Source organism: Curtobacterium sp. SL109 (assembly GCF_026672405.1).
Lineage (GTDB): Bacteria > Actinomycetota > Actinomycetes > Actinomycetales > Microbacteriaceae > Curtobacterium.
This window is the reverse complement of sequence record NZ_JAPPRB010000002.1, coordinates 2,831,651-2,847,687: the sequence shown is the minus strand read 5'-3', so window position 1 is coordinate 2,847,687 and position 16,037 is coordinate 2,831,651. Positions and strand designations below refer to the sequence as shown.

General features: G+C 72.4%; 14 protein-coding genes. 4 read left to right on the top strand and 10 right to left on the bottom strand.

Going from position 1 to position 16,037, the window contains the following annotated elements:
- The first annotated feature begins 5 nt into the window (after positions 1-5).
- Complete coding sequence (locus OVA28_RS14975; RefSeq protein WP_268097512.1) at positions 6-539, top strand: uridine kinase family protein; 534 nt, start codon at positions 6-8, stop codon at positions 537-539.
- 298 nt (positions 540-837) lie between these two features.
- On the opposite strand, the gene OVA28_RS14970 is transcribed toward OVA28_RS14975, so the two are convergent.
- From OVA28_RS14970 to aroA, 8 genes are all read right to left on the bottom strand, one after another.
- Positions 838-1,383 carry an NUDIX hydrolase gene (locus OVA28_RS14970; protein WP_268097511.1) on the bottom strand — a complete coding sequence of 182 codons (546 nt, stop codon included), beginning with the start codon at positions 1,381-1,383 and terminating at the stop codon, positions 838-840.
- Between the two features lie 39 nt (positions 1,384-1,422).
- Positions 1,423-2,130, bottom strand: coding sequence for a M50 family metallopeptidase (locus tag OVA28_RS14965; protein WP_268097510.1), 708 nt, complete (start codon positions 2,128-2,130; stop codon positions 1,423-1,425).
- Between the two features lie 134 nt (positions 2,131-2,264).
- On the bottom strand, positions 2,265-4,046 hold the full coding sequence (gene glmS, locus OVA28_RS14960) for a glutamine--fructose-6-phosphate transaminase (isomerizing) (protein WP_194660311.1): 1,782 nt from the start codon (positions 4,044-4,046) through the stop codon (positions 2,265-2,267).
- Between the two features lie 413 nt (positions 4,047-4,459).
- On the bottom strand, positions 4,460-7,168 hold the full coding sequence (locus OVA28_RS14955; RefSeq protein WP_268097509.1) for a helix-turn-helix transcriptional regulator: 2,709 nt from the start codon (positions 7,166-7,168) through the stop codon (positions 4,460-4,462).
- 463 nt (positions 7,169-7,631) lie between these two features.
- The gene (locus OVA28_RS14950; protein ID WP_268097508.1) at positions 7,632-8,414 is read right to left on the bottom strand and encodes an inositol monophosphatase family protein; all 783 of its coding nucleotides are present in this window, start codon (positions 8,412-8,414) and stop codon (positions 7,632-7,634) included.
- Between the two features lie 18 nt (positions 8,415-8,432).
- Complete coding sequence (locus OVA28_RS14945; protein WP_268097507.1) at positions 8,433-9,539, bottom strand: hypothetical protein; 1,107 nt, start codon at positions 9,537-9,539, stop codon at positions 8,433-8,435.
- Between the two features lie 306 nt (positions 9,540-9,845).
- A complete protein-coding gene (rsgA, locus tag OVA28_RS14940; protein ID WP_194660315.1) occupies positions 9,846-10,901 on the bottom strand; it encodes a ribosome small subunit-dependent GTPase A in 1,056 nt (351 codons plus the stop codon).
- On the bottom strand, positions 10,898-12,286 hold the full coding sequence (gene aroA, locus OVA28_RS14935; protein ID WP_268097506.1) for a 3-phosphoshikimate 1-carboxyvinyltransferase: 1,389 nt from the start codon (positions 12,284-12,286) through the stop codon (positions 10,898-10,900). The genes rsgA and aroA overlap by 4 nt, the downstream gene beginning before the upstream one ends.
- A 111-nt stretch (positions 12,287-12,397) precedes the next feature.
- Between aroA and OVA28_RS14930 the strand changes: the two genes are divergently transcribed.
- Together OVA28_RS14930 and OVA28_RS14925 are read left to right on the top strand one after the other, a co-directional pair.
- Entirely contained in the window at positions 12,398-13,153 is a 756-nt protein-coding gene (locus OVA28_RS14930; protein ID WP_442780828.1) for a sigma-70 family RNA polymerase sigma factor, read from the top strand.
- Positions 13,150-13,392: an alpha-ketoglutarate decarboxylase gene (locus OVA28_RS14925; protein WP_194660318.1), complete on the top strand. Its 243-nt coding sequence runs from the start codon at positions 13,150-13,152 to the stop codon at positions 13,390-13,392. The genes OVA28_RS14930 and OVA28_RS14925 overlap by 4 nt, the downstream gene beginning before the upstream one ends.
- Positions 13,393-13,408: 16 nt before the next feature.
- Here the strand turns inward: OVA28_RS14925 and OVA28_RS14920 are convergent, their stop codons facing one another.
- Together OVA28_RS14920 and OVA28_RS14915 are read right to left on the bottom strand one after the other, a co-directional pair.
- A complete protein-coding gene (locus OVA28_RS14920) occupies positions 13,409-14,827 on the bottom strand; it encodes a LamG-like jellyroll fold domain-containing protein (protein WP_268097504.1) in 1,419 nt (472 codons plus the stop codon).
- Between the two features lie 60 nt (positions 14,828-14,887).
- Complete coding sequence (locus OVA28_RS14915; protein WP_268097503.1) at positions 14,888-15,472, bottom strand: hypothetical protein; 585 nt, start codon at positions 15,470-15,472, stop codon at positions 14,888-14,890.
- 115 nt (positions 15,473-15,587) lie between these two features.
- Between OVA28_RS14915 and OVA28_RS14910 the strand changes: the two genes are divergently transcribed.
- Positions 15,588-16,028: a GNAT family N-acetyltransferase gene (locus tag OVA28_RS14910; RefSeq protein WP_194660321.1), complete on the top strand. Its 441-nt coding sequence runs from the start codon at positions 15,588-15,590 to the stop codon at positions 16,026-16,028.
- Positions 16,029-16,037: the final 9 nt, after the last annotated feature.

Genomic DNA, 16,037 nt, shown 5'->3' with positions numbered 1-16,037 from the left:
ACGTGGTGTCCGTACTCTCGCAGGCCGCGCTCCGTGGACAGCCCAATGCGGCGTCCGGTTACGTCACGCCGCCGTACGCCGTCCCGGGGAGCGTCCGGATGCGCGGCGACGACTTCCTCGACCCGGCGCGGTCCCACCACCGGTCGTCCGACTGGGACGGCGTCGAGCGGGTCCGGCTCCGCGACACCGTCCTCCGGCCCTTCCGTTCCGGCACCGGTGGCACCTTCCAGCGGTTCGACTGGTCCACGCGGGACCTCGGCGAACCGGAACCGGTGCCGGTGGGACGCGTGCTGGTGGTCGACCTGATCGGGTTGTTCCACCCCGAGGTGCTCGACGACCTCGACCTGACGGTGTGGTGCGACGTCGACCTCGACACCGCCGTCGCCCGGGGGCTGGCCCGAGACCGGGCGCTCGGGCGGTCCCACGAGCGGCTGTGGCACGACGTGTGGGTGCCGAACGAGCGGGACTTCGCCGAGCGGTTCGCGCCGCGGTCGATGGCGCAGGTGCTCGTGCCGAGCGGCGGTCAGCCCGCGGACTGATCGACGACGCCGGGGATGGGCGTCGTGCCCACGAAGTCGTCCCGCATCGTGTCGACGCCCACTGCGGGCGAGCGTCGTCGACGAAGGACTGACGGTCGCGGCGCTTGCCGTCGGTGTCGAGGTGCATCTGCGTGTCGCGGTCCTGCTTCATGGCCGACGCCGACGTCCGTTTCCGGCGATGACGGATCCGGTCGGCGATCCTCGGAGGTCGCGGACCGGATCCGTCACGTCCCGGGACGAAGCGGTACTTCCGCCGGTCAGGACCTGGCCGTGTCAGGAAGGAAGGCAGGACGCGGCTTCAGATGCGAGCGCGGAACGCCACGAGGACACCGGCGAGGCGGTCGGCGAAGCCCGGGGGCAGCGACGCGGGCAGGGCGTCGACGGGGAACCAGCGGACGTCGTCGCTCTCGTCGCTCACGCTCGTGGCGACGTCGGGCCGGGCGATGGCGACGAAGCCGACGTCCCAGTGCGCGGCGCAGGCGAAGCCGCCGTGCAGGTCGTGTCGGTCGAGGTCGACGATCCGCGGCGTCGCCAGGTCGAGGTCGGGGACGCCGGACTCCTCGCGGGCCTCGCGACGAGCGGCGTCGGCGAGCGACACGTCACCGTGCTCGAGGTGTCCGCCGAACTGCACCCAGAACCGGCCCTTGCGGTGCAGGCAGAGCAGGACGTGGGACAGGTCGGGCGACAGCACGAAGCAGGACGCGGTGAGGTGCTCGGAGCCACCCTCGCGCCACAGTGCGGCGTCGCCGTGGGACACGACGAAGGCGGTGAACGCGTCGCGGTCGGCGCCGGGCGGAGCGGTGCGGAGTTCCGTGAGGGCGTCGGGCGCGTGCATGGGGTCCATCGTGGCAGGGTCTGCGCTGCTCGCGGACGCACGCCTGCGTCACACCAGGCTGCTGACGCCCGTCGCGACCGTGTCCCACACGGCGAGCAGCGGGTCGCGGGCGAGCCACACCGCGACGCCGTTGACGAGCACGAACAGGACGAACCACACCGCGGCGGGCAGCCGCATCTCGGCGGCGGCGATGTGGAAGTCCGTCTGCACGCGAGCCCCGGTCCCGAGCCACCGGGCGACCTGCACGACCGACCGCAGCCCGTCCACGACGAACAGGGCGCCGACGCCCGCGACGACGAGCACCGTGGCTTCCGACGGCCGGAGCGCCACCCAGAGCGCGAGCGCGTCGAAGCCGACGACGACGAGCAGCCCGAACCAGTTCCGGACGAAGACCAGGGCGACGAGGCCGATGACCCCGAGCACCACGACGGGGAGCCACCTGGACCCGTGCAGCACCCCGGTCACGAGCAGCGTGCCGGCCCAGAGCGGTGCGCTGTAGCCGGCGTACAGGTTGAGCACGCGGACGAGCCACCGGATGCTGCCGGGGACACCGCCGAGCTGGACCCAGGCCTCACCGGAGCCGTCCGGGCGCAGGTCGATGCGGCGGATCCGTCCGCCGAAGGGCACCACGACGACGCAGTGGCCGACCTCGTGCGCGATCGTCGCGGCGATCCGTGCCACCCGCCCGACGACGGGGACGAACGGGAGCACGGCGCCGACGAGGATCGCGACGGGGACCAGGGAGGCGGAGGACATCGTCCGCCACCCTGGCAGATCGGCCTAGGAGTGCACCGAGGGGAGCAGCACGACGGCGAGCAGCGTCGCGGGGACGGCCACCGAGGTGAGGATGACGAGGAACATCGTCAAGCGGTTCATGCGGGTCTCCCTGGCTATTCGACCGTCACCGACTTGGCGAGGTTCCTCGGCTTGTCGACGTCGCAGCCGAGCTGCAACGCGAGTTCGCGGGCGAGCATCTGGAGGGGCACGACGGCCTCGAGCGGACCCCAGGGCCCGGTCTCGCCGAGCGCGGGGATGTCCGAGCCCGGCCCTCCGATGGTGATGACGAAGCCGCCACGGGCACGGACCTCGGAGATCGCGGCCTGCAGGCGGTGCTCACCGTGGTCGATGACGACGACGGGGGTGCCCTCGTCGACGAGGGCCAGCGGTCCGTGCTTCAGCTCGCCGGAGGGGTACGCCTCGGCCCAGCGGTAGCTGAGCTCCTTGAGCTTGAGCGCGCCCTCGGCGGCGTAGGGCAGGCCCACACCCCGACCGAGGAACAGGAAGCCCGTGGCGTCCTTCACGCTCGACACGAGCAGCGGGATGCGGTCGGCGGCGACCTGTCCGGCCGTGGCGAGGCGGGCGGGGAGCTCGCGCAGCGAGGCCACGAGGGTGGCGGCGTGCATCGGCTCGATGCGGCCCGACGCGACGAGGGCGGAGATCATCGCGGCGACGCCGACGACGACCTGGGCGGTGAACGTCTTCGTCGCGGCCACCCCGATCTCCGGTCCGGCGTGGCAGTCCAGCACGGCGCTGGCACGACGGGCGAGCGAGGAGTGCACGTTGTTCGTCAGGGCGAGCACCGGGAAGCGGTCCTCGAACCGGTCGAGGGCCCGCAGCACGTCCGCGGTCTCACCGGACTGGCTGATCGCGACGACGAGGGTGCCCGGGCTGAGGACGACCTGGTCCGCCTCGCTGGCGACGACGATGTCGGTGGGGACGCCGCCGATGCCGCGCAGCGCGGTGGCGATGACCTGTCCGGCGTTCAGCGAGGTGCCGCAGGCGACGATCGCGAGCCGGTGGAACCCGGGGAGCCCGAGGCCGACCCACATGCTGCCGTCGGCGGCGCGGGAAGCGATGCGCTCGACGATGCCTGCCACGACCTCCGGCTGCTCCTCGATCTCCTTCGCCATGTGGTCCGGGTGGTCGCCGAGGTCGAGCGCGGCGGCCGCGAACGGCGAGGGGGTCGGGAAGGGCACGGCGACCGAGACGCCGTCGGAGGACCAGGACCAGGACTCGCCGAGCTCGACGACGTCCCCGTCGCGGAGCGCCACGAAGGTCTCGCACCACTCGGCGATCGCGCCGATGTCGCTGGCGACGAAGTCCCCGCGGGGGGCGCGGGCGACGACGAGCGGGGAACGCTCGGCGGCGACGACCATGCGGCCGGTGCGGGAGTCGAGGACGACGATGGCCCACGACCCCTCGAGCTGCGCGGCGGCGATCTGCACGGCGAGCATCAGGTCGTGGTCGACCGCCAGGGCACGCTCGACGAGGTGGCTGATGACCTCGGAGTCGACCTCGGACCGGAAGACGTGGCCCTGCGCCTCGAGCATCGTGCGGAGGCGCTCGGCGTTCTCGATGATCCCGTTGTGCACGACGCTGATGCGGCCGGAGCAGTCCTGGTGCGGGTGGGCGTTCGCCTCGCACACGCCGCCGTGGGTGGCCCAGCGCGTGTGGCCGATGCCGGTGCCGGTCAGGGCGTCGCCGGAACGGGCGGCGACGAGCGTGCGGAGGTCACCGACGCGGGAGACGGACCGGATGGTCTCGGTCCCGCCGGAGGCCGTCCGCACCGCGATGCCGGCGGAGTCGTAGCCGCGGTACTCGAGTCGTTCGAGGCCGTCGAGCAGGTACGGGGTTGCGTCGTCGGAGACGCGGGCCGCGATGATGCCGCACATCGTGGATCCCTTCGGGTGGGAGGGGGTGGAGGGAGCGGGTCGGCACCGACCGCCGCTCGGGTCGGCCGCGCGATCGGGGTGTGTCGACCCGGACCGCCGCCCGTCCTCGGATCAGGCGAGGACGGACGACGGCGTCCATGGGTCGACGCTTCGGGTACCGATCGGGGTACCGTGGCCGGCCTCCTGGGGAGGCGCGGCGGTCGGTGCAGTGACAGCATCACCGGCGGGGGAGTCACCGGACAACGTTCGACCACGACTGTTGCGGTTCCCCGCGCGCCAGGTGCGAGAGTGCGGGTCCGGATGCGGAGTCACGCAACCGGTGGACCGAACGGTGCGTCCGCGACCAGCGGACACACTGGAGGCCCGGTGCCAGCTGGCACCGGGCCTCCAGTGTGTGGACGGTCGGGATCAGGTCACGTGAGCAGCGCGACCAGGTGGGAGCGCGACCGCGCCCCGACCTTGCGGTAGATCTGCGTCAGACGCAGCTCGACCGTGCGCTGGGACATGTACAGCGACGAGGCGATCTCGCGGTTGCGGTACCCCTCGGTCACCTTCTGCACCACGGCACGCTCCTCCGCGGTCAGCGAGGTGAGCACCGCCGACGCGTCCGGCGCGCTCCGCGGCGTCCCGGGCGTGCCCGGGGTGGTCGCGGAGAGGAGCACACCGGAGCGCACCGCACCGGAGAACGGACCGGAGCCGACGACGCCACCGAGGGTGGGCATCGCGACCGTCGGGGCCGGCGTCACGAGCGGACGTCGGAGACCCGCGGCCTCGTACGCAGCCGCAGCCGCTGCACCCAGGCGGGCACGGTCGGCGGGGGTGCCGACCGCGGCGAGGGCCGCGAACGTGCGGGCACGCTCGAACTGCGAGTCAGCCGGCTGGAAGACCTCGAGGGCACGTCGCTTGGACGCGTCCTTGGTCCCCTCGTCGGCGATGAGCGCGACGCTCCGTGCCAGCACCAGGGCCCCCCAGCGGGACGGCCGGGCGTGGTGGTCGGCGGCGAGGCGCGCGGTGATGTTCCGCGCGTCGTCGATCCGGTCGAGCCGGGCGTAGGCCTCGACCAGGTCCCCGAGGTGCCGGAGCACCGCCGGGTTCCGCAGCGAGCGACCGATGGCGTCGGCGGCCTCGAGGGAGGACGCCGCCTCCTCGAGCCGGCCGTCGAGCAGCAGCACACGGCCGCGCAGGGCGTACAGCTTCGCCGTCGCACCCCACAGCCGGCTCGTCGTGCGCTGGCGCAGGCAGTGGTCGATGACGTCGAGCGCGTCGGCCGAGCGGCCCTCCGCGAAGTGCCGCCAGGCGATGGCGATCGCCCGGGACGGCTCGCGGAGTCGTTCGACGACCGCGGAGCCGGACTCCCACACGTCGATCGCGCGGAGCGCCTGCCGGAAGTTCCCGGAGCGCACCTCGTTCTCGGCGGACAGGTACCGCGCCGCCTCGAGCCACACCGGAGCGGTGTCGTTGGCACGGGCGAGCACGAGGGCGAACACGCGTCGGGCGCTGCGGTAGCGCTCGGCGAGGCTCAGTGCGTGCGAGAGGAGCAGCAGTGCCGGGTCGGACATCGCGAGCAGCTTCTGGGCCGCGAGGCCCTCGTGCAGCTCGGCGTCCGGCGGCAGGGTGCCGTCGACGGCGGCCACGAGCTGTCGCGCCGTGGCGAGGATCTCCGCGGTGTGCTGGGAGGCACGGTCCTCGAAGAGCTCGGCGCGGTGCAGCAGGTCACGGGCCTGGTCGAGCTCCCACGCCTCGGCGCGGAAGGACGCGACCATCGCCAGCAGGCCGGCGAGGGCGTCGGACTCCTCGGCGTCGTCCGAGCGGACGGGCACCATCAGCTCGTCCGCGTGGACCGCGTCGCCGCTGAGGTACTGCACCGAGTACTGCAGGCGGAGACGGCGGACCTCGTCGCGGAGTTCCGCGAACGGCTTGATCGCCGCGAGGTACCGCGCCGCGTAGCTGAGCAGCCGGTGTCCGAGGAGGACCTCGGCGACGGACAGCAGTGCGGCGTGCTCGACCTCCGAGCCCGTCCCGACGTGCAGGGCACGTTCGGTCAGGGCGACGGCGGCGTGCGAGTCGCTCTCGGCCGCGTACGACTTCGCGGCGGTCAGCAGTGCGACGGCGTCGGGCGTGTGCTCGACGAAGCTGCTGTGCCAGACGGCCGACCGGTCGTCGTGCGCCGCGGCGTCCGCTGCCAGCTCGGTGTGCGCCTCGCGGCGGTCCTTCGCGGGCATGCTCCAGTACAGCGCGGAGCGGACGAGCGGGTCACGGACGGCGATGGACTGCCCGCGGAGCGTGGCCAGGCCGGCGCCGACGAGGTCGTCGACGGCGTCCCGGTCCCAGCCGGCGAGCCGAGCCGTGGGCACGAGTGCCAACCGCGCCAGGACGTCCAGATCGCGTCCTGCAGCGGCTTCGAGCACGAGTGCCGCGGCTGCGGCGGTCGTCGGGGTGGGGCGGAGCGGGAGCACGAGCGGCTCGGTGCCGACGAGCTGTTCACGGCGGAGTGCGCCGATCTGCTCGCGGAGGGCGCCGGGGTTGCCGCCGGTCTCGTGGGCGAGGACGGCGAGGACGCCGTCGTTCGCTTCTTCCGGGGCCATCTCACGGGCCAGCACCAGTGCCTCGTCCTGCGCCAGCGGTTCGAGCCGCAGCGTGGGGAGGGACGTGAGCGGACCGTTCGACGGCACACGGCGGACGGTCGCCACGAGGCGCAGTGCCGTGCCGGCGAGCCGTCCCGCGAGGAACGCGATGAGCTCCTGGCTCTCGGCGTCCATGCGGTCCAGGTCGTCGATGAGCACGAGCGTCGGCGGGAGCGTCAGCGCGTGCACGGCATCCAGGAAGTCGTGTGCTGCGGCCAGGCCCTCGTCGACGTTCCGGACCAGGCGCGCGATGTGCGCAGAGGCTCGGGGGTCGTCGAGGGCGGTGAACAGGGAGGTCACTCCCGACATGGGCCAACGGGCTTCGCTTCCGTTGACGCCCAGTCGGACGACGGGGATGGAGACACGGTGCGAGACCGCGTCGAGGACGCTGCTGCGTCCGGAGCCAGGGTCGCCGACCACGACCATCGCAGACTCCCGGGGGAGGACTGCGAGGGCTGCGATCCGGTCGACCTCAGTACGTCGACCGGTGAGTTCCATCAGGACTCACCGGCCTCCGGTACCAGAGGCGGACCAGCGGTCAGAGCGCACGGAGGCGGACCGAGCCAGGACGGGGGTGGTGACCCCGACGGAGCTCAGACGTGTGGCGGCCATCAGGGTGGCGCCGGGCAGATCGTGGTTGGCATGCGGTCGAGTGAGGGTGCACTCGATCTCGCTCGGGAACGATGAATTCATCGTCTTCTCACCCTTCGGGTTGGGTATCTGACGAACACGACGGGCTGTTGTCTGCTCCGGGACTAGGGATCCCGAGGCGTCGAACTGCCTGCCGTCTGTCCACGAACCTATCTCAGTCATCCGACGTGACAGCCGATGCGCGCAGTCCGATGTGACGAACGATCACCCCAGTACGGGGGGTGCGGCCCCCCTCGTGGGGGGCACGTGGAGCGTTCCAGGGGTCAGAACGGGGGACAGGTCTGTCCCCCTGGCGGCGGACCAGTCCGGCTCAGCGGCGGATGATCTCGACCACGGCGTCGTGCACCAGGCCGTTCGTGGCGAGCGCGCTGCCGTGCCAGGGGCCGGGATCGCCGTCGAGCGAGGTGAACCGCCCGCCCGCCTCTTCGACGATGGGCACGAGCGCCGCCATGTCCCACGGCTTCAGGTCCGGTTCGCCGGCGACGTCGAGGATGCCCTCGGCGACCATCATGTACGACCACATGTCGCCGTAGGCCCGTGTCCGCCACACCGCGCGGGACAGGGTGACGAGGGACTCGAGGCGGTCGTCCTCGTCCCACTGCTGGATGCTGTTGTAGCTGAGGCTGGCGTCTGCGAGGTCTGCGACACCCGAGACGTGCAGGGGGCCGTCGAACGCGTGCGCGCCGAGCCCCTCCGCTGCCCACCAGCGCTTGCCGAGGGCCGGGGCGCTGACCACGCCGAGGACCGGTCGGCCGTCGACGGCGAGGGCGATGAGCGTGGCCCAGACTGGGACGCCGCGGAGGTAGTTCGCGGTGCCGTCGATCGGGTCGACCACCCACTGGCGGTGTCCCTCGCTGAGGGCGTCGTCACCGGTGTCCGCGGTGGTCTCCTCGCCGAGGAAGGCGTCGTCGGGGCGCTCGGCGGCGATCCGCTCGCGCAGCGCCCGTTCGACCGCCTGGTCGGCGTCGGTGACGTGGGTGCTGTCGGCCTTCTTCGACACGTGCAGGTCGGCGGCCCGGAAGCGCTCGAGGCTGATCGCGTCCGCGGTGTCCGCGAGGGAACGGGCGAAGTCGAGGTCGGCGCTGAGGTCCACGGGACGAGCGTAGTGGGGCTAGGCCGCGACCACCTCTTCCTCCTCGAGCCGGCTGACCTCGCGCTCGCGGGCGATGCGGCTGCGTCGGGCGACGAGACCGTGCACGACGACGCAGAGCAGCACGGCCGCGGCGAGCCAGAGCGCCAGCACCAGGCTGCTCCGACCGAGGGACGCACCGGGGAAGTACTGCAGGTCCTGCGCGGCCTGCAACCAGGCGGCGCCGCTCCAGAACGTGTTGAGTGCGGCGAAGAACCCGGGCTGGAACGCCGGCTGGAAGATCCCGCCGGAGGACGTGAAGTTGAGCATCACGAACAACATCGTCAGCACCGGGGTCGTCCACCGCCCGAGCAGCGGGTGCAGCCCGATCCCCAGGCCGATGATGACCGCGTCGTACATCCACGCGAACAGGAACACCTGCCACGTGTGGGTCGTGATGACGCCGTAGACCGGACCGGCGACGACGGTGCCGATGCCCGCGACCACCCCGGCGGTGGCGAGCCCGACCACCGCCGTCCACACCGCACCGAGCCGCGTGGCGAAGGCCGCGACCGCGATGGCCGAGGCGTACCCGCCGACGCTCAGCGCCACGAGCAGGAAGAACAGGCCCTGCCCGGTGGTGTCCTGGTCACCGGTCGGCACGACGTCGACCACGCGGAGGGGGAGGTGCTGGTCGTACGCGATCGGCAGGAACACCTTCTGCGCCGCCGTGGCGGTGGTTTCGGACGCGGCGGTGCTCACGTACAGGGTGGCGCCCGTCGTGGTCGCGGCGTACACGGCTGCGAGGTCGCGGTCGCGCACCTGGCGTTCCGCGTTCGCCGTGGTCGGAACGACGTGGGCCACGAGGGCGCCGTCCGACTGGTCGGTGACCGTCTGCGCGAACACCTGCGTGGTGGGGCCCTGACCGACGATGCCGACGGGGAGGTCTCGCGGTGACGGGGCGTGGAAGGCCCCCAGGTAGGCCAGGCCCATGCCCGCTGCGAGGAACAGCGGCACCAGGATGTGCGTCGCGAAGGTCAGCAGCGTCCGGCCGAGGCCGGCGGGGCGCAGCACCCCCGGCGCGCGGTGGGGAGGCCGCGGTGCGGCATGGAGGCTTTTCGCGTAGTTGTACTTTGCAACTTCAGACACGTGTGCCGATGCTACGCCCGCTGCGGCCCGTTGTCGACGTGGGTCGAGTGGTCACGACACCCCGAGGGTCCGGCGCCGAGTGGCCACGAGTCGTCGGCGCCGACGCTGTGACACGACGGTCCGTGGCCACTCGGCCGACGTGAGCGGGGTGTCGTGACCGGTAGAGGGGAAGCGAGGCGCGCGACCGGCCCGGTGAGATCACACTTCGTGTCGGCTCGGGTCCCGCCGACCCGACACGAAGTGCGATCTCACGGGAGCCCAGGCCGGAGTCGGCGGACGAAGAGCGGCCAGCGCACGCCCGGGGCGCTAGTCGGAACCAGGGTCGTGCGCGCCCATGCCCGTCAGCAGCGCACGGAAGGAGTCGAGCCGCTCGATGCCCGTCGGCCCGAGCTCCCCGGCGGCGACCCGGTCGACGATCTCCCAGTCGTGGGCCTGCGGCAGCGGGATGTCGTCCCGCGGAGGCAGCACCGGGATCGCGTGGGAGGCGAAGGCCCGGAAGACGTTCTCGGGCTGCACGTGCCCGAGGCCGAACGACCGCACTCCCGGCGTGTCGATGATCCAGCCGCCGTCGTGCACGCGCAGCGCGACCGAGGACGACGACGTGTGCCGCCCGCGCCCGGTGACGGAGTTCACGACGCCGATTGCCCGCGTGGACCCGGTCAGGGCGTTCACGAGCGTGGACTTGCCGACGCCGGAGTGCCCCACGGTCACGGTGACCTTGCCGTCGAGCAGCTCGTGCAGGTCCTCGAGCGGGAAGTCGTCGGCACGGCTCGTCACGATCCGCAGGTCCAGGCACGCGAAGTGCGCCAGGAACGCCGTCGGGTCGGCGAGGTCGGTCTTCGTGATGCACAGGATCGGGTCGAGGCCCGCGTCGAACGCCGCCACGAGGTACCGGTCGATGAGCCGGGTGCGGGGCTCGGGGTCCGCCGCCGCGACGACGATGAGCATCTGGTCGGCGTTCGCCACGATGACGCGCTCGACCTCGTCCGAGTCGTCGGCACTGCGGCGCAGCAGCGTCGTCCGCTCGGCGACCCGCACGATGCGCGCCAGGGAGCCCTCGTCGCCGGAGACGTCCCCGGTGAGCGACACGTGGTCACCGGTGACGACGGACTTGCGCCCGAGTTCGCGGGCCTTCGTCGCCGTGATGACGTGTTCGCCGTCCTCGTCGGTCACGAGCACACCGAACCGACCGCGGTCGACGTTCGTCACCCAGCCGCTCGGCGCGTCCTCGTACGCCGGCCGCGTCTTCGTTCTCGGCCGGTTGCCCTTCGGGTTCGGGCGCACCCGCACGCTCGACTCGTCGTACTGGCCGTACGGCTCGTCCTCGTCGCCGTCCGACCCGGCGTCGTCCCACCAGCTCATCGGGACACCTCCGACGATGACGATGACGACGCCGACGCCGACGCCACCAGTTCAGCCCACAGCTCCGGGAACTGCGGCAGCGTCTTCGCCGTCGTCCCGATGTCGTCCACCGCGATGCCCGGCGTCACCAGCCCGACGATCGCGCCGGCGGTCGCCATCCGGTGGTCCTCGTACGCGGCCCAGCCACCGCCGTGGAGCCGCGCCGGTTCGATCCGCAGGCCGTCGTCGAGTTCGTGCACGGAGCCTCCCGTCCGGTTCACGTCCGCAGCCAGCGCCGCCAGGCGGTCCGTCTCGTGCCCCCGCAGGTGGCCGATGCCGGTGATGGTCGTCGGTCCGGCGGCCAGCGCCGCCAGCGCGACGAGTGCCGGTGCCAGCTCGCCGCCGCGGCTCAGGTCCAGGTCGAGACCCGGGACGGAGGCTCCTCCGCGGATCCCGACGCCGCCACCGAACACCAGGTCGTCGCCGTCACGGTCCACGGTCGCGCCCCACAGGGGCAGGAGCGTCTCGAGGTCCGCGCCGACCTGCGTCGTCGCGGTGGGCCAGGTGCGGATGCGGACGGTGCCGCCCGCGACCAGTGCGGCCACGGCGAAGGGCGCGGCGTTCGACAGGTCGGGTTCGATGGTGACGTCGACCGCGGCGATCGGCCCCGGGTGCACGACCCACTCACCGACCGCCGGTTCGTCGACGCGGACCCCGCGGGCACGGAGCGCGGCGACGGTCATCTCGATGTGGGGGAGGCTCGGCAGGCGCTCGCCGTCGTGGCGGAGGTGCAGGCCCTCGTCGAAGCGGGGCGCCGAGAGCAGCAGGCCGGAGACGAACTGCGACGAGGCCGAGGCGTCGATCGACAGCGGACCGCCCCGCACCGACCCGGTGCCGGTGAACGCGAAGGGCAGCGAGCCGTCGCCGTCGTCGGTGACGTCCACGCCGAGCTGCACCAGGGCGTCGATGACGGGGCGCATCGGGCGGCGGCGGGCTGCCTCGTCACCGTCGAAGACGACCGGGCCGACGGCGAGGGCGGCGACCGGTGGCAGGAAGCGCATCACGGTGCCGGCGAGCCCGCAGTCGACGCGGACGTCCCCGGTCATCGGCGCCGGCGTGACCCGGAGGTCGGGGCCGTAGGGGTTCGTGCCCGGCAGTTCCTCGATCCCCACGCCGAGCGCGCGGAGCCCCTCGACCATCAGGGCGGAGTCCCGCGAGTGCAGCGGCAGGTGGATCGTGGACGGGCCGTCGGCCAGCGCCGCGAGGACGAGCTCACGGTTCGTCAGCGACTTCGACCCGGGCAGCGAGACGTCACCGTGCAGGGGTCCGCTCGCGACGGGCGCGACCCACGGGGCCCGACCCGCTCCGCTGGGGGTCTGGCTCTGGGAATGCGTCGTGTCTGCCATCGGTTCACAAGACTACTGAAACGATGTGGAGGACCCGTGGCGACAGCACTCGCACCCACGCGGACGCGCCTGCCCGACGTGTCGACGACGCTCGCCCTAGACTGGCGGGCGATGACGACCGACGAGCCGCAGGCGACACCGAACGACCTGGTCGAGGAGACCGAGGCCCAGCTCGACGCTGTGGAGGACGAAGCCGACGTCGTCGACGCGAAGACCGTGTCGAGCCCCGAACTGCGTCGCCTCTTCGAGGACCAGGCGCTCCCGTTCATGGACCAGCTGTACGGCGCTGCGATGCGCATGACCCGGAACCCGGCCGACGCGTCGGACCTGGTGCAGGAGACCTTCGTCAAGGCGTTCGCCGCGTTCCGCCAGTTCAAGCAGGGCACGAACCTGAAGGCCTGGCTGTACCGGATCCTGACGAACACGTTCATCAACACGTACCGCAAGAACCAGCGGAACCCGTACCAGGGCACCATCGACGAGCTCGAGGACTGGCAGCTCGGCGGCGCGGAGAGCGTCACCCAGTCGGTCTCCGCCCGGTCCGCCGAGGCCGACGCGATCGACCACCTGCCGTCCTCCGCGGTGAAGGACGCCCTGCAGGCCATCCCCGAGGACTTCCGGATGGCCGTCTACTTCGCTGACGTCGAGGGCTTCTCCTACCAGGAGATCGCCGACATCATGAAGACCCCCGTGGGGACGGTCATGAGCCGCCTCCACCGTGGACGCCGACTCCTCCGGGGGCTCCTGGCGGACCATGCCCGTGAGACCGGTGTCGTTCCGGATGCAGCGTCGACGGCGACGATGCGCGGACGAGGCCGAGGAACTGCTGCGGCGTCGAGCCGCACGAACCGAGAGGGTGAGCGATGAGCGGCTGCGACTGCTCCAAGGCCAAGGCGGAGCTCGAGGAGTTCCTGCACGACGAGCTGCGGCACGAGGACGCCGCGGACATCCGCGAGCACATGGACGACTGCGTGGACTGCCAGACCGAGCACCGTGTCGGCGTGGTCCTGATGGAGACCGTCAAGCGCGCTTGCCGGGAGACCGCGCCGGAGCAGCTCCGGTCCGAGATCCTGACGCGCATCCGCGAGGAGCAGTCGACGCACTGACGTCCAGCGGGTTCGCTCAGCGGCCGGCTGCGTACTCGGCGGCGACCGTTGCCGGGTCGAGCACCCGGTCGTGGACACGGACGGTGTCGACGTCGCCGAGGAACGCCCAGGCACCGCTCCCAGCCCACCCGCTGAGCGACTGGCGCCCGACGCGCCAGAACCCGTCGTACTGGCGCAGGCTCCTGGCGTCTGTGCGGCTGCCCTGACGCTCGCCGTCGAGGTACAGCACCATCGACCCCGGCGTGAAGGTCGCGACGGCGTGGTGCCACTGCCCGTCGTCCACCCGGGTCGGTGTGGCGACCATGAACTTGAACTGCGACCCCGACTCCTCGGTCCCGAAGCGCAGTCGTCCGTCGGTGTCGACGAACAGGTGTCGGTCCCGGTAGGTCGAGGACGGGTTCTGGTCGGACCCGAACCCGAACACCCGCCCCCCGGCGACGTCGGTGCGGAACCAGGCCGAGATCGTGAACACGTTCGGGGCGGCGATCGCCGTGTCCGTGACCACGTAGCCCTCGACGCCGTCGGCCGTGAGGTGGACGGACGGGTTCGCCGCGCAGTCACCGTCGATCCGCGACGCACCGGGGTTGGCGAAGGAGCCGCCCGCACCGTGACCGCTGACGTCGGCGACCCGCGTGCCGTTCTTCTCCGCGAAGTCCCACGCGAGGACCGCGTCGGCCGGGTCGTGGTGGAAGCACCCGAACTCGCTCGAGCCGAGCGCGGCCCGGGTCGACGTGACGCCCGAGAACGTCGCGCCGGAGAACGCCGTGCTGAGGCCGATCAGCACCACCAGGGTGCCCGCGACGAGGGGGACCGCCGCGAAACCGGTCGTGGCTCCCACGGCACCGGGACGCAGGTGGGGCGTGTGGAGGTCCCAGCGCGGGGCACCGCACCGCCGGCAGGGGTCACCCGCGAGGATCGGCCGGTCGAGCCGCGCGAGCAGCAGCAGGGCCGCCGTCGCCGACGCGGCTGCGAGCAGGTGCGTCCAGGCGCCCTCCTGCACCCAGACGCGCGGCAGTCCGACGCCCGGGAACCGCAGGACACCGATGCCGAGCACCGCGTCGGGTGCCACCGCCGTCCGGTCGACGGCCGGGTTGGCGTCGCCCCGGAGTCGGAGCGACCCGTCCGGTTCCACGCGGCGCAGTCGGTGCAGCCGGAGCCGGTCGTCGTGGTCGGGGTCCTCGACGAGCAGGACACGGCCCGGTGTGACGGCGTCCGGACCGGTGGGCATCGCCGCGACGACGTCACCCGTCCGGATCGCCGGGGCCATCGAGCCCGAGACCACCGTCGTCACGTGCCAGCCGAGGAAGGCGGGCAGCGTCGACCAGAGCGCGAGGAGGAGGGCCGACCACAGCACGGTCCTCGCCGCGATCGCGAGGAGCAGCCGCGGGACGTCACCGACGCACCGGCGGTGCCAGGTGGTGATGGTGGTCGGCATCGGCTACTCCTCGTGCTCGGTGTCGGTCGTGGACGGGTCGGTCGTGGACGTGCCGGCGGGTCAGGAGGCCGTCTGGGCTTCCCACACGAACGTCGTGCCGGCGTCGGAGGACTGCGCGGTGTTCGGGGTGTCCGCGTCGAGGTCGTAGACGAACCGGTACGTGGTGCTCGCGGTGCCGACGGCCGGTGCCCAGTCGTCGAGTCCCTCGCCGAAGGAGTCGAGCGCCATCAGCCCGGCGAGGGTGCCGTCGTGCACCGTGGACGTCGCGGTGAACGAGCCGCAGTCCCCGGGGGTGCCGAGCGACCCGCGCTCCACCGTCAGGTTCAGGTGCTGCGCGAGGGTGTCCTCGTCCGCCTGGGCGGCGGTGTAGAGCTTCACGGTCGTCGGGTTCGTGGTGTTCGCGGTCACCGTGATGCAGTTGGAGCCGGTGGAACCGGGGACGAGGTCCGCGACGTCGAACAGGGCCGAGTCCTGGTCGTCGTCGGTCAGGGTGACGGCGCCCGTCCGCCAGCTGTTGCCGGCGTTCTCGGTGTCGGCGGAGAACGCGGCGTACGACGCGGTGGCGATGAGCGCGCCGCTGGCGACGACGGCGAGGGGGAGCGCGATCCAGGCGGCGGTGCGGCCGTGGCGGGAGGTGATGTGCATGGCTGTCCTGTCGGTCGGGTCACTCGGTCGGTGACATACCAGCAGCGTATATGAATATCAGTTGCGATGGAACCTGTGGCGCAACACGATCAGCGGCCCGGGTAGGGTCACGGACATGAGCCTCTCCGTCGAGTCGATCGCCAGCTGGTCCGACCCGGACGTCGACGACGTCACCACCCTCGTCCGCCTCCTCGGGCACGACGCCGACCCCGTGGGCATGCGGGAGCGCCTCGAGCGGCTCACGCCCGAGGCCGGCCACCGGACGTGGATCGTCCGGGACGACGCCGGCCGGGCCGTCGCCGTCGCGGGAGCGCAGGTCACGTGGGCGTACGCCTCGGACGAGCCGACGGCGCAGCTGCTCCTGCTGGTGGTCGACCCGTCAGCCAGGAGGCTCGGCACCGGTTCGCTGCTCATCGGTACGTTCGAGACGTGGGCCGCCGAGCAGGGTGCTCGACGGCTGTCCGCCGTCAGCGCCGCCGCCACCGACAGCGCGCACCGGTTCTACCAGAAGCGCGGGTACCACGACTCCGGGGTGCGGTACACGCGCATCGTCTGACGCGGGCGC